This is a genomic window from Pseudodonghicola flavimaris (assembly GCF_030164425.1).
GTDB classification, from domain to species: Bacteria; Pseudomonadota; Alphaproteobacteria; order Rhodobacterales; family Rhodobacteraceae; genus Pseudodonghicola; species Pseudodonghicola flavimaris.
Window position 1 is genome coordinate 252,203 of record NZ_JASNJD010000007.1, and the last position, 20,261, is coordinate 272,463.

The 20,261-nt window shown below is 70.3% G+C and carries 21 protein-coding genes and 1 riboswitch; of the genes, 18 read left to right on the forward strand and 3 right to left on the reverse strand.

Annotation, left to right across the window (positions count from 1 at the left end; all coding sequences use genetic code 11):
• Positions 1-717, forward strand: a complete 717-nt coding sequence (locus QO033_RS12050) for a precorrin-2 C(20)-methyltransferase (protein ID WP_284481223.1) — start codon at positions 1-3, stop codon at positions 715-717.
• Entirely contained in the window at positions 714-1,451 is a 738-nt protein-coding gene (gene cobJ, locus QO033_RS12055) for a precorrin-3B C(17)-methyltransferase (RefSeq protein WP_284481224.1), read from the forward strand. Before QO033_RS12050 ends, cobJ begins: the two co-directional genes overlap by 4 nt.
• On the opposite strand, the gene QO033_RS12060 is transcribed toward cobJ, so the two are convergent.
• A complete protein-coding gene (locus QO033_RS12060) occupies positions 1,427-2,176 on the reverse strand; it encodes a cobalt-precorrin-6A reductase (protein WP_284481225.1) in 750 nt (249 codons plus the stop codon). The genes cobJ and QO033_RS12060 overlap by 25 nt on opposite strands.
• On the opposite strand from QO033_RS12060, the gene cbiE reads away from it, so the two are divergent.
• The 11 genes from cbiE to QO033_RS12115 all read left to right on the forward strand — a co-directional run bounded on the left by cbiE (position 2,175) and on the right by QO033_RS12115 (position 11,863).
• The gene (gene cbiE, locus QO033_RS12065; protein ID WP_284481226.1) at positions 2,175-3,362 is read left to right on the forward strand and encodes a precorrin-6y C5,15-methyltransferase (decarboxylating) subunit CbiE; all 1,188 of its coding nucleotides are present in this window, start codon (positions 2,175-2,177) and stop codon (positions 3,360-3,362) included. The two genes, QO033_RS12060 and cbiE, sit on opposite strands and share 2 nt — an antisense overlap.
• Entirely contained in the window at positions 3,359-3,721 is a 363-nt protein-coding gene (locus QO033_RS12070; protein WP_284481227.1) for a cobalamin biosynthesis protein, read from the forward strand. The genes cbiE and QO033_RS12070 overlap by 4 nt, the downstream gene beginning before the upstream one ends.
• Positions 3,718-4,503 (forward strand): precorrin-4 C(11)-methyltransferase, encoded by a 786-nt coding sequence (gene cobM, locus QO033_RS12075; protein ID WP_284481228.1) that lies wholly within the window; start codon positions 3,718-3,720, stop codon positions 4,501-4,503. Before QO033_RS12070 ends, cobM begins: the two co-directional genes overlap by 4 nt.
• Positions 4,500-5,822 carry a cobyrinate a,c-diamide synthase gene (locus tag QO033_RS12080; RefSeq protein WP_284481229.1) on the forward strand — a complete coding sequence of 441 codons (1,323 nt, stop codon included), beginning with the start codon at positions 4,500-4,502 and terminating at the stop codon, positions 5,820-5,822. Before cobM ends, QO033_RS12080 begins: the two co-directional genes overlap by 4 nt.
• Positions 5,819-6,541: a uroporphyrinogen-III C-methyltransferase gene (gene cobA / locus QO033_RS12085; protein WP_284481230.1), complete on the forward strand. Its 723-nt coding sequence runs from the start codon at positions 5,819-5,821 to the stop codon at positions 6,539-6,541. The genes QO033_RS12080 and cobA overlap by 4 nt, the downstream gene beginning before the upstream one ends.
• A gap of 17 nt (positions 6,542-6,558) precedes the next feature.
• Positions 6,559-6,787: riboswitch (cobalamin riboswitch) on the forward strand.
• 79 nt (positions 6,788-6,866) lie between these two features.
• On the forward strand, positions 6,867-7,544 hold the full coding sequence (locus tag QO033_RS12090) for an energy-coupling factor ABC transporter permease (protein WP_284481231.1): 678 nt from the start codon (positions 6,867-6,869) through the stop codon (positions 7,542-7,544).
• A gap of 75 nt (positions 7,545-7,619) precedes the next feature.
• On the forward strand, positions 7,620-8,390 hold the full coding sequence (gene cobF / locus QO033_RS12095) for a precorrin-6A synthase (deacetylating) (RefSeq protein WP_284481232.1): 771 nt from the start codon (positions 7,620-7,622) through the stop codon (positions 8,388-8,390).
• A 253-nt stretch (positions 8,391-8,643) separates the two neighbouring features.
• Positions 8,644-9,462 (forward strand): UDP-2,3-diacylglucosamine diphosphatase, encoded by an 819-nt coding sequence (locus tag QO033_RS12100; protein WP_284481233.1) that lies wholly within the window; start codon positions 8,644-8,646, stop codon positions 9,460-9,462.
• Positions 9,455-10,582 carry a ceramide glucosyltransferase gene (locus QO033_RS12105; RefSeq protein WP_407682112.1) on the forward strand — a complete coding sequence of 376 codons (1,128 nt, stop codon included), beginning with the start codon at positions 9,455-9,457 and terminating at the stop codon, positions 10,580-10,582. The genes QO033_RS12100 and QO033_RS12105 overlap by 8 nt, the downstream gene beginning before the upstream one ends.
• A gap of 1 nt (position 10,583) precedes the next feature.
• The gene (locus QO033_RS12110) at positions 10,584-11,156 is read left to right on the forward strand and encodes a DedA family protein (protein ID WP_284481235.1); all 573 of its coding nucleotides are present in this window, start codon (positions 10,584-10,586) and stop codon (positions 11,154-11,156) included.
• Positions 11,153-11,863, forward strand: a complete 711-nt coding sequence (locus tag QO033_RS12115) for a glycosyltransferase family 2 protein (RefSeq protein ID WP_284481236.1) — start codon at positions 11,153-11,155, stop codon at positions 11,861-11,863. The genes QO033_RS12110 and QO033_RS12115 overlap by 4 nt, the downstream gene beginning before the upstream one ends.
• Before the next feature lie 18 nt (positions 11,864-11,881).
• Here QO033_RS12115 and QO033_RS12120 read toward each other — a convergent pair whose 3' ends face one another.
• Entirely contained in the window at positions 11,882-12,430 is a 549-nt protein-coding gene (locus QO033_RS12120; protein ID WP_284481237.1) for a TetR/AcrR family transcriptional regulator, read from the reverse strand.
• A 171-nt stretch (positions 12,431-12,601) separates the two neighbouring features.
• On the opposite strand from QO033_RS12120, the gene QO033_RS12125 reads away from it, so the two are divergent.
• Positions 12,602-14,014, forward strand: coding sequence for an MFS transporter (locus QO033_RS12125; protein ID WP_284481238.1), 1,413 nt, complete (start codon positions 12,602-12,604; stop codon positions 14,012-14,014).
• Positions 14,015-14,103: 89 nt separating this feature from the next.
• Here the strand turns inward: QO033_RS12125 and QO033_RS12130 are convergent, their stop codons facing one another.
• Positions 14,104-15,696 carry a gamma-glutamyltransferase family protein gene (locus tag QO033_RS12130; protein ID WP_284481239.1) on the reverse strand — a complete coding sequence of 531 codons (1,593 nt, stop codon included), beginning with the start codon at positions 15,694-15,696 and terminating at the stop codon, positions 14,104-14,106.
• A gap of 366 nt (positions 15,697-16,062) precedes the next feature.
• Here QO033_RS12130 and QO033_RS12135 point away from each other — a divergent pair, with 366 nt between their 5' ends.
• The 4 genes from QO033_RS12135 to QO033_RS12150 all read left to right on the forward strand — a co-directional run bounded on the left by QO033_RS12135 (position 16,063) and on the right by QO033_RS12150 (position 20,184).
• Positions 16,063-16,707, forward strand: a complete 645-nt coding sequence (locus QO033_RS12135) for a GntR family transcriptional regulator (RefSeq protein ID WP_284481240.1) — start codon at positions 16,063-16,065, stop codon at positions 16,705-16,707.
• 51 nt (positions 16,708-16,758) lie between these two features.
• Positions 16,759-17,583: a sulfite exporter TauE/SafE family protein gene (locus tag QO033_RS12140; RefSeq protein WP_284481241.1), complete on the forward strand. Its 825-nt coding sequence runs from the start codon at positions 16,759-16,761 to the stop codon at positions 17,581-17,583.
• A gap of 112 nt (positions 17,584-17,695) precedes the next feature.
• On the forward strand, positions 17,696-18,334 hold the full coding sequence (locus QO033_RS12145; protein WP_284481242.1) for a FecR family protein: 639 nt from the start codon (positions 17,696-17,698) through the stop codon (positions 18,332-18,334).
• Positions 18,328-20,184, forward strand: a complete 1,857-nt coding sequence (locus QO033_RS12150) for an adenylate/guanylate cyclase domain-containing protein (protein WP_284481243.1) — start codon at positions 18,328-18,330, stop codon at positions 20,182-20,184. Before QO033_RS12145 ends, QO033_RS12150 begins: the two co-directional genes overlap by 7 nt.
• Positions 20,185-20,261 lie beyond the last annotated feature (77 nt).

A 20,261-nucleotide genomic window follows, 5' to 3' on the forward strand; every position in this document is an offset into this window, starting at 1 on the left:
ATGGGCCGTGTGATCTGCGTGGGCCTTGGCCCCGGCGACCCCGATCTGATGAGCCTGCGCGCCTATCGGCTGATCTCCTCCACCCGGCAGGTGGCGTTCTTCCGCAAGCCCGGCCGCGCCGGTCAGGCACGCCAGATCGTCGAGGGGATGCTATGCGACGGAGCGAGTGAACTGGCGATGGAATATCCCGTCACCACCGAAATCCCGGTGAGCGATCCGGACTACAACCGCCTGCTCGCTGCCTTCTACGACGATTGGGCGACGCGGCTGGCCGATCTGGCACGGGCCGAAAACGTGGTGGTGCTGTGCGAGGGCGATCCGTTCTTCTACGGCTCCTTCATGCATCTGCATTCCCGCCTCGAGGGCCGGGCCGAGGTCGAGATCGTGCCGGGCATCACCGGCATGTCGGGTTGCTGGACCGCCTCCGGCCAGCCGATCACCTGGGGCGACGATGTGCTGACGGTGCTGACCGCCACCCTGCCCGAGGACGATCTGGCGCGGCGCGCCGGCGACAGCGACGCGCTGGTGGTGATGAAGATCGGCCGCAACCTGCCGAAGCTGCGCCGCGCGTTGGAGCGCGCCGGCCGGCTCTCTGACGCCTGGCTGATCGAACGCGGCACCATGCCGGGGCAATCGGTGCGACGGCTGGAGGAGGTCGCGGGGCCGGTGCCCTATTTCTCCATCGCGCTGGTGCATGGTCAGGGCCGGCGGCCATGAGCGGTTGGATCGCGGTCGCGGGTCTGGGCCCCGGCGATGACGCGCTGATCACACCCGAAGTTCAGGCGAGCCTGGACCAGGCCACCGATGTCATCGGCTATATTCCCTACGTCGCCCGTGTCGCCCCGCGCGATGGTCTCACCCTCCACCCCTCCGACAATCGGGTGGAGCTGGACCGCGCCAGCCATGCGCTGCACTTGGCAGCAGCGGGACGGCGGGTGGTCGTGGTGTCCTCCGGCGATCCCGGCGTCTTCGCCATGGCCTCCGCCCTGTTCGAGGCGCTGGAGGCCGGGCCTCGGGATTGGCTGACACTCGATATCCGCATCCTGCCCGGGATCACCGCCATGCTCGCCGCCGCCGCCCGGCTGGGGGCGCCCTTGGGGCATGATTTCTGCGCCATCAACCTTTCCGACAATCTCAAGCCCTGGGCGCTGATCGAGCGGCGGCTGCGGCTGGCGGCGCAGGCGGGTTTTGCCATGGGGTTCTATAACCCGCGCTCGAAATCCCGACCCCACCAGTTCGCCCGCGCGCTGGAGATCCTGCGCGAGGAATGCGGCGGGAACAGGCTGATCAGCTTTGCCCGCGACGTGACCAAACCCGGCGAGATGCTGAAGACTGTGACGCTGGCCGAGGCGACGGCAGAGATGGCCGACATGCGCACGGTTGTAATCCTCGGCAATGCCGACACCTGCCGCGTCGGTCGCTTCGTCTATACCCCGAGGCGCGCGGGATGAGGCAGCCAGTCCATCACCTCCGCCACGGTCGCGAAGACCTGCCGCGCCGGCACCTCGGGCCGGTCGATCAGGATCACCCGCAGCCCCAGCGCCCGCGCGGCGTCGAGCTTGGCGCGCGCACCTGTCCCACCGGCGTTCTTGGCGACGATCAGGTCGATGGCGTGCCGGCGCAGCAGCGTCCGATCGCCGTCGAGCGTGAAGGGGCCGCGCGCGATCTCCACCGCCGTGTCGGGCAAGGGCAGCGGCCCCTCGGGCGCATCGACCAGCCGCAGCAGGTAATGATGCTGCGGCTTGACCGCGAAGGCATCGAGCCTCTGCTTGCCGATGGCGAGGAAGACCCGGGCGGGCGCCTCCGGCAGGGCGGCGACCGCTGCGGCGATGTCGGGAACATGACACCAGTCATCCCCCGGCTCCGCCTGCCAGGGCGCCCGTTCCAGCGCGCAGAGCGGGATGTTCGCCGCCTCGCAGGCCTCTGCCGCGTTGCGACTCATCCCGGCGGCGAAGGGATGGGTGGCGTCGATCACATGGGTGATCTCTTCCTCTCGCAGGAATGCCTCCAGCCCCGCCGCTCCGCCGAAGCCGCCCACCCGGGTCGGCAGCGGCTGCGCCACCGGCTGCGCCGTGCGCCCGGCATAGGAAAAGACCGCCTCCGCCCCGGCCTCCGCCAAGACGCGGGCAAGCTGGCTGGCCTCGGTCGTACCGCCGAGCAAAAGGATGCGTGTCATGTCTGAACCCTGGGTCAGTATCATCGGTCTGGGCGAAGATGGACTGAGTGGGCTCACGCCCGCAAGCCGCGATGCGCTGGCGGCGGCAGAGGTGATCTTCGGCGGGCCACGGCATCTGGCGCTGATCGGCGCCGGGGCCAGAGGCCGGGACTGGCCAGTGCCCTTCTCGGTCGCCCCGGTGCTGGCGCTGCGGGGCCGGCGGGTGGCGGTTCTGGCCTCGGGCGATCCGTTCTGGCATGGCGCCGGCGGCAGTCTGGCGGCGCATCTGGCCCTAGGTGAATGGCGCGCCTTTCCGGCGCCGTCCACCTTTTCGCTCGCCGCCGCGCGGCTCGGCTGGCGGCTGGAGGAGGTCTTATGCCTTGGCTTGCATGCCGCCCCCTTCGCCCGGCTGCGCCCAGGGCTGGCGCCGGGGGTGCGGGCGATCTGCCTGCTGCGCGACGGCTCGGCCCCGGCGGGCCTGGCCAACTGGCTGACAACGGCAGGCTTCGGCGCCTCCGACTTGTGGGTGATGGAGGCCTTGGGCGGCCCGCGCGAACGGATCCGCCACACCCGCGCCGACAGCTTCGATCTGACCGATATCGCCGCCCCCGTGGCCATGGCCATCGCTGCCGCCGGCGGCCCCGGCCTGCCGCGCGCCAGCGGCTTGGCGGATGACTATTTTGCCCACGACGGACAAATCACCAAACGGCCGGTTCGGGCGCTGACGCTGTCGGCGCTGGCACCGCGTCCCGGGGAACTACTCTGGGACATCGGCGGCGGCTCCGGCTCGATCTCGGTCGAATGGGCACTGGCGGCGCCGGGGGCTAGGGCCATGACCATCGAACCCCGCGCAGACCGCGCCGCCACCATCCGCGCCAATGCCGAGAGCTTCGGCCTGGCGCATCGGATCGAGGTGATCGAGGGCGCGGCGCCCGAGGCGCTCGCCGACCTGCCCGCCCCCGATTGTGTCTTCATCGGCGGCGGCGGATCGCAGGCGCTGCTCCAGCCCCTGTGGACGACACTCCGCCCCGGCACCCGGCTGGTCGCCAATGCGGTGACGCTGGAGACCGAGGCGCTGTTGACCCAGTGGCACGGGCAGCAAGGCGGCAGCCTGATCCGGGTGGAGCTGTCAGAAGCATCCCCGCTGGGCCGGATGCGCGGCTGGACCCGCGCCCGCCCCGTCACCCAATGGAGCGTCACGCGATGAGGGTCGCCGGGATCGGTTTTCGCGCCGGCGCCCCCGTCGCCGCCCTGCGCGCCGCGCTCGATCTGGCCGGCGGCGCTGTCGAGGCGCTCGCCACGCTCGACCGCAAGGCCGATGCGCCGCAGATTCGTGCGCTGGCGGCAGAGCGCGGCCTGCCGGTGCTGTCGATGACAGAGGCGACGCTTGGATTGCAGATTACCCTCACCCAATCCCCCAACCAGATCGCCCGCTTCGGCACCGGATCGCTGGCCGAGGCCGCGGCGCTGGCCGCCGCCGGTCCCGGCGCCCGGCTGACCGGATCGCGCGTGATTTCCCCCTGCGGCATGGCCACCGCCGCAATCGCAGAAGGACCAAAGACATGACCGTCCATTTCATCGGCGCCGGCCCCGGCGCGCCCGACCTGATCACGCTCCGTGGTCGCGACCTGATCGCCGCCTGCCCGGTCTGCCTCTATGCCGGGTCGCTGGTGCCCGCGGCGCTGCTGCAGCATTGCCCCAACGGCGCCCGCATCGTGAACACGGCGCCGCTGTCCCTGGACGAGATCATGGCAGAGATCGCCACCGCCCATGCCGCAGGCCAGGACGTGGCGCGGCTGCATTCCGGCGATCTGTCGGTCTGGTCGGCAATGGGCGAACAGCTCCGCCGCCTGCGCGCCATGGGCATCCCCTATGACGTGACCCCGGGCGTGCCCGCCTTCGCCGCCGCCGCCGCGACCTTGGGGACGGAGCTGACCCTGCCGGGCGTGGCGCAATCGCTGGTGCTGACCCGGACATCGGGCCGCGCCTCGGCCATGCCCGAGGGCGAGACGCTGGCGAATTTCGCCGCCACCGGCGCGACGCTTGCCATTCACCTCTCCGTCCATGTGCTGGAGCGGGTGGTGGCGGAATTGACGCCGCATTACGGCACCGACTGCCCGGCCGCGGTGGTCTGGCGGGCGAGCTGGCCCGATCAGCGGGTGGTCAAGGCAACGCTTGCCACGCTGGAGGCGGCGACTGAGGGCGAACGCGGGCGCACCGCGCTGATCCTGGTGGGCCCGACGCTCGGGGCCGAGGAGTTCGGTGAAAGCCGGCTTTATGCCGGCGACTACGACCGTCGGTTCCGCCCGGTCGGCACCGCCCCCCGCTTTCCGGAGGGCACGGAATGACGCAGCCCCTCCCCCCCGGGCTGATGATCTCCGCCCCCGCCTCGGGCACCGGCAAGACCACGCTGATGCTGGGGCTTCTGCGCGCGCTCAGCCAGCAGGGACAGACCGTGCAGCCGTTCAAGAGCGGGCCGGATTACATCGACCCCGGGTTTCACCGCGCCGCCTGCGGCCGGGCGTCCATCAACCTCGACAGTTGGGCGATGGCACCGGGGAGAATGGCCGGGCTGGTGGCGCGCGCAGCGGGCGCCGATCTGATCCTGGCCGAAGGCTCCATGGGCCTTTTCGATGGCGTCGCCCGCCCGGGGGAGGCCGGCAATGGCGCCAGCGCCGATATCGCCGCCACGATGGGCTGGCCAGTGGTGCTGGTGATCGACGTCTCGGGCCAGGCGCAATCGGCGGCGGCGACCGCCCTGGGTTTCGCCCGCTTCCGCCCGGATGTGATGCTGGCGGGCGTGGTGCTGAACCGGGTGGCGAGCCCCCGGCACGAGGCGCTGGTGCGGGTCGGGATGGCGGCCGCGGGCATTCCCGTTCTGGGCGCGCTGCCGCGTCAGGCGGCGGTCGAAGTCCCCGAACGGCATCTGGGTCTGGTCCAGGCGGAGGAGCACGGCGCAATCGACGATCTGCTGGATCGCGCCGCCCGTGCCATCAAGGATCACGTCGACCTGCCGCGCCTGCTGACCGCCGCCCGAGGCACCGCCATCACCGACGCCCCAAGCGCCCCCCCGAAGCCCCCCGCGCAGCGGATCGCCCTGGCCCGCGACGCCGCCTTTTCCTTCGTCTACCCGCATCTTCTGGAAAGCTGGCGCGAGGCGGGGGCGGAGATCCTGCCATTCTCGCCACTGGCCGATCAGGCGCCGGATGCCACCGCCGATCTCTGCTGGCTTCCGGGCGGTTATCCTGAGCTTTACGCCGGCCAGCTGGCGGCGGCGGAGCGGTTCCGCACCGGTCTGCGCGCCTTCGGCCAGACCCGGCCGGTGCATGGCGAATGCGGTGGCTACATGGCGATGGGCGCGGCGCTGATCGACAAGGACGGGGTGCGCCACGACATGGCGGGGCTTCTCGGCCTCGTCACCTCCTACGAAAAGCGGCGGATGCATCTGGGCTATCGTCTGGCGGAACTCTCCGCGCCACAGCCGGGCCACGCTGCCGGCACCCGCCTGCGCGGGCATGAGTTCCACTATTCCACCATCCTCGATCAGCCCGACGCGCCGCTGGCCCGTGTCACCGACGCCAATGGCGCCGAGGTGGCGGAAACCGGATCGCGCCGGGGCCTCGCCACCGGCACCTTCTTTCACCTGATCGCGGAGGCCACGGCATGAGCGGTTTCGTCAGCTTCGTCTCCTCCGGCCCCGGCGATCCGGAGCTGCTGACGCTGAAGGCAGTCGACCGGCTCAGACGTGCCGACGCGGTGCTCTACGACGATCTCTCAGCCGGGCCGATCCTGGAACACGCCCGCGAAGGCGCCGATCTGGTCGGCGTCGGCAAGCGCGCCGGCCGCCCCTCGCCCCGGCAGGATCATGTGAGCCGCCTGCTGGTCGATTACGCCGCCACCGGCGCCCGGGTGGTACGGCTGAAATCGGGCGATGCCGGCATTTTCGGCCGGCTGGAGGAGGAGCTGATCGCGCTGCGCGCCGCCGGCATCGACCACGAGGTGATCCCGGGGGTCACCGCCGCATCAGCCGCCGCCGCCGCCGCCGGCATCCCGCTGACCCGGCGGCTGACCGCCCGGCGGTTGCAGTTCCTCACCGGTCACGACGTCAGCGGGGTGCTGCCGGGCGATCTGAACATGGCGGCGCTGGCCGATCCCGGCGCCACCACCGCGCTCTATATGGGGCGGCGCACCTTTGCCGCCCTTGCCCGCCGACTGATCGACGCCGGCCTTTCGCCCGACACCCCGGCGCTTCTGGCCGAAGCGGTCTCCACCCCCGAAGAACGTCTCAGCCGGCACAGTCTGACCGGGCTGGCAGAGACCGCCGGAGCGCAGCCGGGCGATGCCCCGGCGCTGATCCTCTTCGGCCCCCTGGCAGAGGAGGATTGACAGCCCGAACCCAACGATGACACCAAAGAGATGACGGTATCCGGCCGCGTCCTGCCCCCTGCGGTGAGACGCCCGGATCAAGAGGGAACACGGTGCGGCCCCGATGGCGCCAAATCCGCGACTGCCCCCGCAACTGTAAGCGGCGAGCCCGCCCGGAACATGCCACTGGCCGCTCTGCGACCGGGAAGGCCCGGAACCGGCACCGACCCGCAAGTCAGGAGACCTGCCGTCCATATCGCCCGCCGTGGCGATCAGACAGACCGGCCGCCCCGGCCGGATCACCCTCAGAAACCCCGTCGGGTGAGACGGGAAGGAGACTTGAGACATGCATATCGAACCCGGGCTCGTTGCCGGAGCCAAAATCTTACTCAGCTATGCCACCGCCGCCGGTGCCGCGACCTACACCGCCAAGAGCTGCTGGGCCAGCCTGCGCCAGAGCGGCGCGGCCTCGCTGATCCTGCGCAGCGTGGCGACCACGGCGCTGGTCTTCACCTTCTTCGAAATCCTGCCGCACTATCCCGTCGGCGTGTCGGAGGTGCATTTCATCCTCGGCTCCACCCTGTTCCTGATCTTCGGGGCGGCGCCCGCGGCGCTGGGGCTGGCGCTGGGTCTCTTGATCCAGGGCGTGTTCTTCGCCCCCTTCGATCTGCCGCAATACGGGATGAACATGACCACGCTGCTGGTGCCGCTCTTCGCGGTGCAGGCGCTGGCGCATAGGATCATCGCGCCCCATACCCCCTATGTCGATCTGAAGTACCGCCAGGCGCTGGCGCTCTCGACCGCCTATCAGGGTGGTGTGGTGGCCTGGGTCGCCTTCTGGGCCGTCTACGGCCAGGGCTTCGGGGCCGAGAACCTGACCTCGATCGTCACCTTCGGCGGCGCCTATATGTTGGTCATCATCGTCGAGCCGTTGGCCGATCTGGCGGTTCTGGCCGCGGCCAAGGCGCTGAACGGCCTGCGGGGCAGCGGCATCGTGACGCCGCGGCTCTACAACGCCGGCTGACCGGACCTCCATGACACCGACGCGACGGCCCGGGGCGCTCCCCGGGCCGCAGTCCCGTAGTTGCGAGCCCCCCGCATGATCGAGCTGTTCCTGATCGGTATCGGCACCGGCAATCCCCGACATCTGACCCTTGAGGCGATCGATGCACTGCGCGCCGCCGATCTGGTGCTGATCCCGCGCAAGGGGCCCGGCAAGGACGATCTGGCCGGGCTGCGCCGCCGCATCTGCCGGGAGGTGATCACCGGCGACCACCCGCAATTGCAGGAATTCGACCTGCCGAAACGCGACGCCGCCCATCCCGACTACCGTGCCGGCGTCGACGACTGGCACGATGCCATCGCCCGCATCTGGGCGACAGAGATCCGCGCGGGCCTGCCCCAGGGCACCGGCAAAGTCGGGTTCCTGGTCTGGGGCGATCCGTCGCTCTACGACAGCACCCTCCGCATCGCCGAGCGGGTGGCGGCGGACCTGCCGCTGCGGCTGCATGTGATCCCCGGCATCACCTCGATCCAGGCGCTGACCGCCGGCCATGCGATCCCGCTGAACCGGATCGGCGCCCCTGTCACCGTGACCACAGGCCGGCGGCTGCGCGATCACGGCTGGCCCGGCGCCGCGGACAGCGTGGTGGTGATGCTGGACGCCGGCTGCGCCTTCGACGCGCTCGCCCCCGAGGGGATCGACATCTGGTGGTCGGCCTATGCCGGCATGGCCGAGGAAATCCGCCTTGCCGGCCCGCTGGCCGAGCTGGCCCCGCGCATCGCCGAGGTCCGGGCAGAGGCCCGCGCCCGCCATGGCTGGATCATGGATATCTATCTGATGCGGCGCCGGGAGACCGCCGCCGGCTGAGCGGCGCGGCAGACGGCCCCGGTCGCCCCCCGACGATGGAGAATTCACCGTTCCGATACCGGAGCGTCACGAAACCATCATCTGCAGGCGGCATTCACGCCGGTGAATGAAGCTCGACAAGGTCCGCGGACTTGGCTCCTCCCGTTACAGGTTCTGACTGCGCCCCGGCTGCGGCACCCGCCCGCCGCCGCAGCAGAGCCCGTGCCGGAAGCCCGGACCGCCGGCCGGTGTCGTGCCAACCGGAGGCCCGCCCATGTCGCCCGCGTTCGCCCCTTTGCGACTGAAATCCCTGTTCCTCTCCGATCTGCACCTCGGCGCCCGCGCGGCCCGGCCCAAGGCAGCGCTGGAGTTCCTCGCCGCGCATGAGGCCGAGACCATCTATCTGGTCGGCGATATCTTCGACATCTGGCACGGTGGCCGCATCCACTGGCCCCGCGAGGCCGAGGAGCTTCTGGCCGAACTGGACCGCCGGGCCGCGACCGGCACCCGGGTGATCTATCTCTGCGGCAATCACGATGCCAAACTGCGGTCCCCGGAGGCCCGGCTGCCCGCCGGGATGACCGCCCCCCGCCACTGGCAGCGCCACGAGGTGCTGACGCATGAGGCCGCCGATGGCCGGCGCTATCTGGTGCTGCATGGCGATCAATGCGACTCGCGGCTGATGCGGCAGCATTTCATGACCCGGATCGGCAGCCGCGCCGATGCCTTTCTACGCGGGCTCGACGACTGGCTCGGTCGCCGGCTGACACCCCCGGCCCCGGGCCGGCCCAGCCGGATCGAGCGCGCCATCAGCACCTTCAACAGTCTCTTCGTGATGGGCGGGCGGTTCGAGGCCCGTCTGGTCGCCCTGGCCCGCTCGGCCAAGGCCGACGGGGTGATCTGCGGCCATTCCCACAAGCCGATGCTGCGCAGCATCGGCGGCACGCTCTATGCCAATTGCGGCGACTGGGTCGACAGTTTCACCGCGCTGATCGAAACCCACGAAGGCGCATTGCGGCTGGTGGAATGGGCCCGGCCGCCTCATGCCACCCGTCCCAAGACCAGCTTCGGCCCGCTGGCGCAGGATGCCTGAGATGATCGTCACCGGACTTCTGGGCGGCTGTGCCGCCCTCTCACTGGGGGCGCATCTGGGCAGCAACGCGCTGGCGATTGGCCGCCCCTGGCTGCGCCGTCGCCGCAGCGATGCGCCGGCCTTCCGACCGCATCTGACGCTGATCCGCCCGGTCAAGGGCCTCGACCCGCACGATTGCGAGACGCTGGCCAGTTCCTTCACCCAGGACTATCCCGATTACGAGGTGCTGTTCTGCGCCGAAACCGCCACCGATCCCGCATGCGCCGCGATCCGCGAGATGATCGCCGCCCATCCCGGGGTGCCGGCGCGGCTGCTGATCGGCGACAGCCGGCTCAGCGCCAACCCCAAGCTGAACAATGTCGAAAAGGGCGTCGCGGCGGCGCGCGGCGACTGGTTCGTGCTGACCGACGCCAATCTGATGCTGGCGCCCGATTACCTCTCCACCCTCGCCGACAGCTGGGGCGTCGATACCGGCCTGGTCTCCGGCCCGCCGCTGGGCACAGCCGCCGAGGGGCTCTGGGGCGCGGTGGAATGCGCCTTTCTCAACGGCACCCAGGCACGCTGGCAGCTGGCGGCGGATGCGCTGGGGCTGGGTTTTGCCCAGGGCAAGACGCTGTTCTGGAACCGCCGGGTGCTGCGCGCCGGCGGCGGGCTGGCAGCGCTGGGACGCGACACCGCCGAAGATGTCGGCGCCACCAAGCTGGTGCGCGCCCAGGGGCTGCGGGTGCGGCTGCCGCTGCGGCTGTCCGGCCATCCGGTGGGCCGGCGCCGGGTGCGCGCGGTCTGGGACCGGCAATTGCGCTGGAGCATCATCCGCCGCGACGGCTTTCCCGGTCTCTTCGCGCTGGAACCGCTGCAGGGGCCGCTGCCCGGCCTGCTGGCGCTGATCGCGCTGGCGCTGGCCGGCGCGGTGCCCGGGCTGCTGCCGCTCGCCTATGTCGCGCTCTGGTACGGGGCGGAGCTGCTATTCTCCCGCGCCTATGATCTGCCGGTCGGGCCGCGCGATCTGGCGGCGATGGCGCTGCGCGATGCGATGCAACCGGCGCTCTGGATCGCCGGGCTGCTGCGGCAGAGCTTCGACTGGCGCGGCCATGCGATGACGGCGGAGCCGGCGGAATAACATGCTGGGGCTGGAAAGCATCGCTGCGCTGATCGGCAAATACGGGCTGGCGCTGGTGGCGCCGGTGGCCGTGGTCGAAGGCCCGATCGTCACCGTCATCGCCGCCTGGCTGGCCAGCACCGGGCGCTTTGCCCTGGGGCCGGTGATCGTCGTGGTGATCCTGGCCGATCTGCTGGGCGATTTCCTGGCCTATGCGCTCGGCCGCTGGGGGTTGGGGCGCCTGCCCGAGGGCTGGCGCCGCCGGCTGGGGCTGCGCCCGGCCCGGGTCCGGGGGCTGGCCGGGCATTTCGCGCAGAAGGGCGGCCGTACCCTGATCCTCGGCAAGCTGACCCACTCGATGGGCCTTCCGGTGCTGGTCGCCGCCGGCACCGCGCGAATGCGGATCGCCCTGTTCCTCTGGTACAACCTGCTGGGCACCGTTCCCAAGAGCCTGTTCTTCGTCGCCCTCGGCTATGGCTTCGGCGCCGCCTACGGGCGGATCGACGACTGGATCGGCCGTATCTCCCTGATCCTGCTGGTCGGCCTTCTGGTCACCATCGGCTGCTGGATTTTCTATCGGAAATGGCACAAATGACCCTGCCCCGCCTCAGCTGCATCCTGCCCGCCTATAACGAGGCCCCGCGCCTCGGCCGGGTGCTGGACGTCACCCTCGCCGCACCGCAGATCGACGAGGTGATCGTGATCGACGACGGCTCCACCGACGAGACCGCCGCCATCGCAACCGCCCGGACCCGCGACTGCCCGCGGCTGCGGGTGATCCGCCAGCCCCGCAACGGCGGCAAGACCCGCGCTGTGGCCGAGGGGCTGCGGACGGCGCGCGGCACCTTCGTGATGTTTCTCGACAGCGATCTGACCGGGCTCACCCCGGCGCATCTGTCACAGCTGAGCCAGCCGGTGCTGAGCGGTGCGGCGGGGGCGTCGCTGTCGCTGCGCGGCAATGCCCCGGCGCTCTGGCAACATCTCGGGCTCGACTATATCTCCGGCGAGCGGGTGATGCCGCGGGCGCTGATGATGCGCGAGCTGGCCGCGCTGGACCGGCTGCCGCGCTTCGGGCTGGAGGTCTTCATGAACCGGCTCTGGCTGGAAGCCGATCTGGCCATCGCGGTGGTGCCCTGGCCGGATGTGGCCAGCCCGATGAAATTCGAGAAATACGGCCCCCTCGCCGGGGTGAAGGCGGATGTCGGCATGATCCGCGACATCTTCACCACCATCGGCGCCTGGACCGCACTGCAACAAATCCGGGGGCTGCGGCGCCACAGGATCGGTCCCGTCACCGCCTGAGCCGCCCCGGTCGGGGGATCAGCCGTCGCGATCGGCCAGCCAGGCGCGGGTTTCGGCAAGCACCTCGCCCGACAGCTCGGGATCATCGCTCATCCGGGCGAGGATCAACGCCCCCAGCATCGCCGACCAGCTGCCGATCGCCACCCGGCGCCGGGCAGCCGCATCCGGCCCCTGCGCCGCCGCCGTCATCCTGTCGATCTGTTCCCTGAGGCTGTCTGTCATCACCCCGCGCGCCTCGCCGGAGCGGCGCGGCATCTCGCCCGCCAGCGCCGCCATCGGGCAGCCACCGGGCATGTCGGCACGATGCGCCGGTGTCAGATACCGCTCCGCCCGCGCCGCGATAGAGGCATACTCGCTGGCCACCTCCTCCATCGCCTGCGCCATCGCCGCGGCGAAGAGATCGTCCTTGGTCTTGAAGTAGCCGTAGAACCCGCCATGCGTCATGCCGGCGGCGCGCATCACCTCGGCCACGGTGACCGCATCGAAGCCCTTTTCCCGGAACAACCGGCCCGCCGCCCGGACGATGGCCTCCCGGTTGGCTGCCACCTGGTGTTTGCTGACCCGCATCCCGCACCTCCAAATCCCGTTGACTCATTACATGATGATGATCATAAAAATCAAGAATCATGATAGCCATCATGAATAAATCACAGGTCCAACGGGAGGAACGGACATGGCAGGCAGCACAGACATCTCATCAGCGCCGGAAGACCGGAGCCCGGGGCACCGGGGGCGGAGATGACCACACTCGATCCCCTCGCCCCGCCCGCCGCCGGCACGGCGCGCCCGGCCCTGGTGCTGGCGCTCGCCTCTGTCGGTGCCATCCTCGCGACGCTCGATCTCTTCGTGGTCAGCGTCGCCCTGCCCAGCATCGGGCGGGATTTTCCAGATGCCTCCCTCTCCGACCTGTCGTGGATCCTGAACAGCTACGCCATCGTCTATGCCGCCCTGCTGGTGTTCATGGGGCGGCTCGCCGAACGCTTTCGCCGCAACCGCAGCTATCTGGCCGGCGTCGCGCTCTTTACCCTCGGCTCCGCCGGCTGCGCGCTCTCCGGGACGTTGCAGGTGATCCTCTGTTTCCGGGTGATCGAGGCCATCGGCGCGGCACTGATGACACCGACCTCGCTGGGGCTGGTGCTGGCCGCATTCGCCCCGGAAAAGCGCAGCGCCGCCGCCCGGCTCTGGGCTGCCATCGGCGGATTTGCCGGTGCACTGGGGCCGGTGATCGGCGGTTTTCTCCTGATCTTCGGCTGGCAATGGGTCTTCCTCGTCAATGTGCCGATCGGGCTGGCGGCCATCCTCATCGGCCTGCGGATTCTGCCCGATATCCCCGGGCAGAAAGTGCCCTGGCCGGATCTGACCGGGACCCTGCTCGCCACCGCCGGAGTCGCACTCTGGATCTACGGGCTGATCACCGCCGGCGGTCAGAGCTGGAGCGCACCCGGCGCCTGGATCGGCCAGATTGCCGGTCTGGCGCTGCTGGCGATCTTCGCGCTGCATTGCCTGCGCGCCCGGCGGCCGCTGATCGAACCGGCGCTGTTCCGCAACCGGATCTTCACCAGCGCGACCCTGGCGCTGGCGCCCTTCATGATCGCCTTCGGTGCCTTTCTCCTTGCCCGGGTCACCTGGGAGCAGGCCGCATGGGGATGGAGCCCGTTTCGCACCGGCCTGATCCTGGCGCCGGGTCCCTTCCTGGTGCCGCTGACCTCGATGCTGGTTGCGAACCGGCTGATCGCCCGGATCGGCGCGCCGGCTGTCATCGTGATGGGGCTGGTCGCCTTTGCCGCCTCGCAGATGCTGACGGCGCTCGGCTACGGGCTGACGCCCTCGGTACCGCTGTCGCTGAGCGCGGCGGTTCTGTCCGGCATCGGCGTCGGCCTCGCCCTGCCCACACTGATGGGGACCGGCGCCGGCGCCCTGCCGGCATCCTATTTCTCCACCGGCTCGGCGGTTCTGAACATGATCCGGCAGACCGGCATGGCAATGGGCATCGCGCTGGTCGTCGCGGTCGCCGGACAGGCCGCCGCGACCGCCCCCGCGCTGGCGGCCTTTCGCCTCGCCTGGTGGGTGACGGCAGGCTGTGCGCTGGTGGCAATCGTCCCGACCCTGATGATCCGTCCCCCGGCGCCGGATCCGGGGTCAAGGGGCTGAGACCCGCCGACAGCGCCGCCCGCGACACAAACGACCCCGGCACCCATCCGGTACCGGGGTCTGATATTTTCGAAAACGAGCGGCCGAGCTCAGAACCCGAGCGCCATGCCGTCCTTGCGGGTATCGCTGCCGCCGATCAGCAGCGCCCGCGCCGCATCGATGCGAACCGCCTGGCTGCCGCCCAGCGGGCTGGCGACCACCTTCAGCTTGTGGCCGCGCGCGGTGAGCTCAGCCTGCGCCGCGGCGCTCACCCCCGGCTCGATCTGCAGCTCTCCACCGATGGCGAAGCTGCGCGGCGCATCCATCGCCGCCTGCAGGTCCATGCCGCGATCCAACAGGTTCGACAGGAAGGCGGCGTGACCCGCGGCCTGATACTGCCCGCCCATCACCCCGAAGGGCATCACCGCGACGCCATCCTTGCACAACATGCCGGGAATGATCGTGTGCATCGGGCGTTTCTTCGGGCCGATCGCATTCGGATGCCCCTCGATCAGCCGGAACGAGCTGCCGCGCGAATGAAACAGCACCCCGGTCGTGGGATCCAGCCGGGTGGATCCGAAACCGTGGAAGATCGAGTTGATGAAGGAGATCGCATTGCCCTCGGCATCGACCACGCTGAGATAGATGGTGTCCTTGTGTTCCGGCTCGTCCCAGAGCGCCGGCGGCAGCGCCTTGTCCATCCGGATGCGCCCGGCAAGCGTATCGATCACCTGATCGGACAGCAGTTGTTCGGCCAGCCCCTCGCACTCTGCCGGATCGGCCAGCAGCGCATCGCGGTGGTGATAGGCGAGCTTCGTTGCCTCGGCATGCAGGTGGATGCGGTCGGCCTCGGACAGATCGGCGCCCATGTCGAATTTCGACAAGATCCGCAGAATGATCAACGCCACCAGCCCCTGCCCGTTCGGCGGACATTCGAACACCTCGTGATCGCCGTAGGGGGTGGAGATCGGCGTCACCCAATGGGCCTGGTCGCGGGCCTCGTGGAAATCCGCCTCGGTGTGCAGCCCACCCAGCGATTGCAGATGCGCCACCATCTTCGCCGCGGTCTCCCCCTCGTAGAACCCGGCGGCGCCCTTTGCCGCAATCTCGCGCAGGCGAGCCCCCAGCAGCGGCTGGGCATGGCGGTCACCGACGGCGGGCGCGGCGCCTCCAGGCAGGAACAGCGCGGCAGCATGCGGATCGCCGGCCACCAGCGTGGCATTCGCCGCCCAGTCCATCGCCACGCGCGGGGTCACCGGATAGCCGTTCTCGGCATAGCCGATGGCGCGCTCGAAGAGCCGCTCCAGCGGCAGCGATCCGTGATCGGCATGCAACCGGCACCAGGCCGAGATCGCACCGGGAATGGTCACCGCATGCGGGCTGGTCTGCGGGATCTCATCCGTGAGCCCCGCCGCCTTCAGCGCCGCGACGGTGGCCGCAGCCGGCGCCCGCCCCGAACCGTTGAGCGCCTGAACCGCACCACCCTTCGGCGCATAGAGGGCAAAGCAATCGCCGCCGATCCCGGTCATCAGCGGATCGACGACGCATTGCACCGCCACGGCGGCAATCGCGGCATCGACCGCGTTGCCACCGGCAGAGAGGATGTCGAGCCCCGCCGCGGTCGACAGCGGATGCGAGGTGGCGATCATTGCCTTGGAGGCCAGGGTCGAGGGGCGGTGCGCGGAGAAGAAATCGAAAGTCATACAAGTCCTGTCGTGTTGAGGGGCCAAACAGCCCGGAACCTCTGCGCCCTCCGCGGGAGAAGACGCACAGGCAGTCGTTGCGGCGCCCGCCTGCGGCAACAGGCCGGCGACGGTCCGGCGGCAATGGCGCCGGACCGGGTGCGGATCGCGGCCATGGCCTGCAGCATCCAGCGGGCTCTGGCTTCCGCCCGCGGTGGTGCTTTTCATGGCCTTGCCTGCGAACACCGATCCTGGTCGAGCAGCGGAAGCAGCGGATCGACCGGCAGGTTCGTGCCATGGACCTTCCCCGCCCAATTGAATTCACCTTGACCATTTATGTATACATATGCAAGATGAAAGTGTACCAAATTCAGGACCCCGCCCCAAGTGAGCATTCGGACAGCAGAAAGCATATTCGATGCACTGATCGCCCGGATCGTCGCCGGAGACATGCGCCCGGGGGAGCCGCTGGTTGAACAGGCCCTGGCCGAGCAGTTCGGCGTGTCGCGCACCCCCGTCCGCGAGGCGCTGCACCGGCTCGAACAGGCGGGCCTGGCCGAACGCGGGCTCCGGCGCGCCTTTTTCGTGCGCAAGATGAAGGCCGAGGATCTGGCCGAGCTGTTCGAAGCCGCCGGCGAGGTGGAAAGCGTGCTGGCCGCCCTCGCGGCCCACAGGATGAGCGAAATCGAACGTCATACACTTTCGGCGATCCTCAGCGAGGGCGATGCCTGCGGCGACGATCCCAGGGCCTATGGCGAAATCAACACCCGGTTTCACGAGACCATCAAGACCGGCGCGCATAACGCGATCCTGGCGGCGACGCTGGACGACTTGAACCTGCGCACCCAAGCCTGGCGCGTGGCGAATTTCCAGGAGAACCAGCGCCGTCTCGCCACCTCCCGCGCCGAGCACCGTTCCATCGCCGAGGCGATTCTGGCGCGCGACGCCGACGAGGCGCGGCGCCGGATGTGCAGCCATGTCGCCTCCTCCTACATCGTCGCGGCCGATCTGCTGGCCCGGCGCAATCTGTGACCCTTCCCGCGACCCTATCCGCCGTCGCCCCCAATTCCGAGGACCCCCGCCATGCCCGACCTGACGCTGACGCTTGAACTTCTCGCCGTTCTGATCGTGATCGGCGGCCTTGCCGGGGTGCTGGCCGGCCTGCTGGGGGTCGGTGGCGGCATCGTGCTGGTGCCCGCCTTCTTCTTCACCTTCCAGACGCTGGGCTACGACGGGCCGCAGATCATGCAGGTCTGCCTCGGCACATCGCTGTCGACGATTATCGTCACCTCGATCCGCTCGGTGCTGAGCCACAGCCGCAAGGGCGCCGTCGACTGGGACATCCTGAAAAGCTGGGCGCCCGGCATCGTGGTCGGCGCGATTGTCGGCGTGCTCGCCGCCGCCTCGCTGCGTTCGGTCAGCCTGCAGATGATCTTCGGCGTGCTGGCGCTGGTCATCGGCGCCTACATGGGGCTGGGCCGCAGCGACTGGCGGCTGGCCGAGAGCATGCCCAAGGGTGGCCGGCAATATCTGTTCTCGCCGGTGATCGGCTTTCTGTCGGTGCTGATGGGCATCGGCGGCGGCAGCTTCGGCGTGCCCTTCATGACCCTGCACAACGTGCCGATCCACCGTGCCGTGGCCACGGCCGCCGGCTTCGGTGTGCTGATCGCCATCCCCTCGGCCATCGGGTTCCTGCTGATGTCGATCGACACGGCTTCGCGCCCACCCTATACGCTCGGCGCGGTGAACGGCCCGGCCTTCTTCATCGTCATCGCCATGACGCTGCTGACCGCGCCGATCGGCGTCCGGCTGGCCCATTCGCTCGATCCCAAGCCGCTCAAGCGGATCTTCGGCCTGTTCCTGGCGCTGGTGGCGCTGAACATGCTGCGCAAGGTGCTGCTAGGCTGAGCGCCCGCCGGCGCCGGGATCCACCGCGACCGCATCCGGCGCCGCCGAAGATGTTGACCTGCCCTCCGCCAGCCGCCATGCTCGCTTCAGCGCCTGCTGCGGAGAGGCCGTTATGACAGATCGAAACCTGCTGTTTGCCTGTCTGGCCGTCCTGACCCTCGGGCTGGGCGCGCCGGTCGCGGCGCAAAGCTCGGAGCCACGTCCGGGAAGCCCCCCCGGAACCTGCATCGTCACCCGGGTCGACGGCCCGGCAATCGTTTCGGCCCGCGGCGCCGGCGCCCGGCCGGCGGAGATCGGGCTCGGCCTCGGGCGGAACGCGAAACTGCGCACCCGGGCCGGGGCGCGCGTCACCCTCGCCTGCGCCGGCGGTCTGGAGGTCGTCGTCGGCCCCGACAGCGAAGTCGATGTCGTCGGGCTGCTGGACGGCGGTAGCCGCCCCTTGGGTCTGCGGCTGATCGACGGGATCGCCGGATTCCTCTTCGCCAGCGAGGACGACCACGGCGTACAGGTCCGGACCCCTTCGGCGGTGGCGGCGGTGCGCTCCACCCAATGGGCGATGCAGGTCGACCGCCGGGCCAGCGCCATCTTCACCCGCGAAGGCACCGTCTTCGTCGTCACCCGCAGCGGCGACACCCGCCTGGGCCCCGGCGAGGGGGTGGATGTCGCGCGCTCCGGCAGGCTCAGACCGGTCACCCGCTGGGGACAGCCGCGCATCGATCGCCTCGGCGCGCTGCTCGGCCCCGATTGGTAGCCCGCAACCGGTTTCGCCGCGCCCGTCTTCTCACCGGTGCGGTGGTGCTGCTGGCGAGCCTGCTGATCGGCCTCTGGCATCCCGGCGACCGCAGCAGCTTCTGGCAGGGGATCGAAGGCCGGCTGCTCGACGCCCGGTTCCTCTGGCGTGGGCCGCTGCCGCCGCCCGAGGGGATCGCCATTCTCGCCTTCGACGATGCCACCATCGCGCAGCAGCAAGCCTTTCCCCCGACCCGCGCCGCGTTGGCTGCCGCAGTCTCCGCCGCCACGGCGGCGGGCGCGCGGGCCGTCGCGCTGGATGTCCTGCTGCTGGAGCCGCGCACCGGCGATCAGGCGCTCGCCGCTGCCCTCGCCGCGACCCCGGCGGTTCTGGCCGTGGCCGAGGCCCCCGCCGGCACCCCGCTGCGGCGCCTCAAGGACGGCGGCTTCGATCTGGTGATCGCCACCGCGCCGCGCGACCCGCTGCCCGCGCTGGCGCCGACGGAACAGCTGAGCGCCACAGCCCGGCTCGGCCATGCGATGCCGGATCAGGATACCGATGGCGCCGTGCGCCGGTTCGACGCCGCCCGCGCCCTGGCCACCCGGGACGGCCCGCTCTGGTATCCGGCCCTGGCGGTGGCGGCGCTGGCCGCCGCGGATCGCGCCAACGATCTGCAGCTGCGGCGAACCGCCGTCGGTGGCCGCCTGACGCTCGGCCCGCGCGGGGTGCCGCTGGATCTCCACGGCGCCCTGCCGCTGCTGTTCTACGGCCCCTCCGGCACCATCCCGACCTATTCCGTCGCCCGGGCGGCAGAGGTTGATCTGACCGGCAGGATCGTCTTCATCGGCGCCACCGCCACCGGCTTCGGCGACCGCCACGCCACCCCCTTCGACGCCGCCTTTCCCGGGGTCGAACTGCACGCGACCCTGGCCGCCAACCTGGGCGAAGACCGCCTGCTGCGCCGCGACGTGCCGGCCTGGCTCTGGGGCGTGGTGCTGGCGCTGGCGGCGGCGGCGAGCGGTTTTGTCGCCGCCGGGCTGGAGCGGCCCTGGCTGGTGGCGCTGGCAACCAGCGCGGTGGCGGCAACCACCGCCGCGGCGCTGCAGCTCGCCTTCGCCGCCGGCTGGTGGCTGGATGCGACCACGGCGCTGCTCTGCCTGCTGCTCGGCACCGGTGCGGGGACGGTGCTGCGGCTGCTGGAGCATCGCCGGCGGGCGGCCAACCTGGCACTCTATCAATCGCCGCGTTTCGTCGAACAACTGGCCAGCGCTGCCGATCCCGGCTTCGATCCCGGTGCACGCCCGGCGGTGGTGCTGTTCGTCGATGTGGAAAGCTTCACCAGCTATTCCGAAACTCTCGGCCCCGAGGCCACCGCCGGCTTTCTGCGGCTGTTTCACGGGCTGGTCGAACAGGCGGTGGATCCGCTGGGCGGCATCATCGCGCATTTCGCCGGCGATGGCGCCATGGTGGTCTTCGGCCTGCCCGATCCGGGCCCTGAGGATGCGATGAACGCGCTGCGCTTCATCGACGCACTCTTCGCCGCGGTCGCCACCTGCACCGACTGGCCCGGGCTCGGCCTGCGGGTCGGCGGCCATGCCGGGCCGGTCCAGACCGGGGTGCTCGGCGGCCGCCACCACCGCCAGTTGACGGTGAGCGGCGATGTCGTCAACACCGCCAGCCGGCTGCAGGATTTCGCCAAGACCCGCGGCGCCGCCATCGCCCTGTCTGCGGCGCTGCTCCACTCCGGGCCGGAGACCCGGAGCTGGGCCGCGCGATCCGGCCTCAGCCCTGCGGGGCAGCACCGGCTTCGCGGGCGGCAAACGCCCCTCGACATCTGGACCGGCCCGGTGCCCGGGTCCCGGCAGGGCTGACCCCCGGCCCGTTTCCGCCCGCCCCAAAACTCCGCTCAACGCAACGGCGGCCTTTGTGATATCCTCCCCCCCGGAGG

Excerpts from the sequence above, each read along its gene's own strand:
- QO033_RS12050 (WP_284481223.1), top strand. The coding sequence starts at position 1 with ATGGGCCGTGTGATCTGCGTGGGCCTTGGCCCCGGCGACCCCGATCTG.
- cobJ (WP_284481224.1), top strand. The coding sequence starts at position 714 with ATGAGCGGTTGGATCGCGGTCGCGGGTCTGGGCCCCGGCGATGACGCG.
- cbiE (WP_284481226.1), top strand. The coding sequence starts at position 2,175 with ATGTCTGAACCCTGGGTCAGTATCATCGGTCTGGGCGAAGATGGACTG.
- QO033_RS12060 (WP_284481225.1), bottom strand. The coding sequence starts at position 2,176 with ATGACACGCATCCTTTTGCTCGGCGGTACGACCGAGGCCAGCCAGCTT.
- QO033_RS12070 (WP_284481227.1), top strand. The coding sequence starts at position 3,359 with ATGAGGGTCGCCGGGATCGGTTTTCGCGCCGGCGCCCCCGTCGCCGCC.
- cobM (WP_284481228.1), top strand. The coding sequence starts at position 3,718 with ATGACCGTCCATTTCATCGGCGCCGGCCCCGGCGCGCCCGACCTGATC.
- QO033_RS12080 (WP_284481229.1), top strand. The coding sequence starts at position 4,500 with ATGACGCAGCCCCTCCCCCCCGGGCTGATGATCTCCGCCCCCGCCTCG.
- cobA (WP_284481230.1), top strand. The coding sequence starts at position 5,819 with ATGAGCGGTTTCGTCAGCTTCGTCTCCTCCGGCCCCGGCGATCCGGAG.
- QO033_RS12090 (WP_284481231.1), top strand. The coding sequence starts at position 6,867 with ATGCATATCGAACCCGGGCTCGTTGCCGGAGCCAAAATCTTACTCAGC.
- cobF (WP_284481232.1), top strand. The coding sequence starts at position 7,620 with ATGATCGAGCTGTTCCTGATCGGTATCGGCACCGGCAATCCCCGACAT.
- QO033_RS12100 (WP_284481233.1), top strand. The coding sequence starts at position 8,644 with ATGTCGCCCGCGTTCGCCCCTTTGCGACTGAAATCCCTGTTCCTCTCC.
- QO033_RS12105 (WP_407682112.1), top strand. The coding sequence starts at position 9,455 with ATGCCTGAGATGATCGTCACCGGACTTCTGGGCGGCTGTGCCGCCCTC.
- QO033_RS12110 (WP_284481235.1), top strand. The coding sequence starts at position 10,584 with ATGCTGGGGCTGGAAAGCATCGCTGCGCTGATCGGCAAATACGGGCTG.
- QO033_RS12115 (WP_284481236.1), top strand. The coding sequence starts at position 11,153 with ATGACCCTGCCCCGCCTCAGCTGCATCCTGCCCGCCTATAACGAGGCC.
- QO033_RS12120 (WP_284481237.1), bottom strand. The coding sequence starts at position 12,430 with ATGCGGGTCAGCAAACACCAGGTGGCAGCCAACCGGGAGGCCATCGTC.
- QO033_RS12125 (WP_284481238.1), top strand. The coding sequence starts at position 12,602 with ATGACCACACTCGATCCCCTCGCCCCGCCCGCCGCCGGCACGGCGCGC.
- QO033_RS12130 (WP_284481239.1), bottom strand. The coding sequence starts at position 15,696 with ATGACTTTCGATTTCTTCTCCGCGCACCGCCCCTCGACCCTGGCCTCC.
- QO033_RS12140 (WP_284481241.1), top strand. The coding sequence starts at position 16,759 with ATGCCCGACCTGACGCTGACGCTTGAACTTCTCGCCGTTCTGATCGTG.
- QO033_RS12145 (WP_284481242.1), top strand. The coding sequence starts at position 17,696 with ATGACAGATCGAAACCTGCTGTTTGCCTGTCTGGCCGTCCTGACCCTC.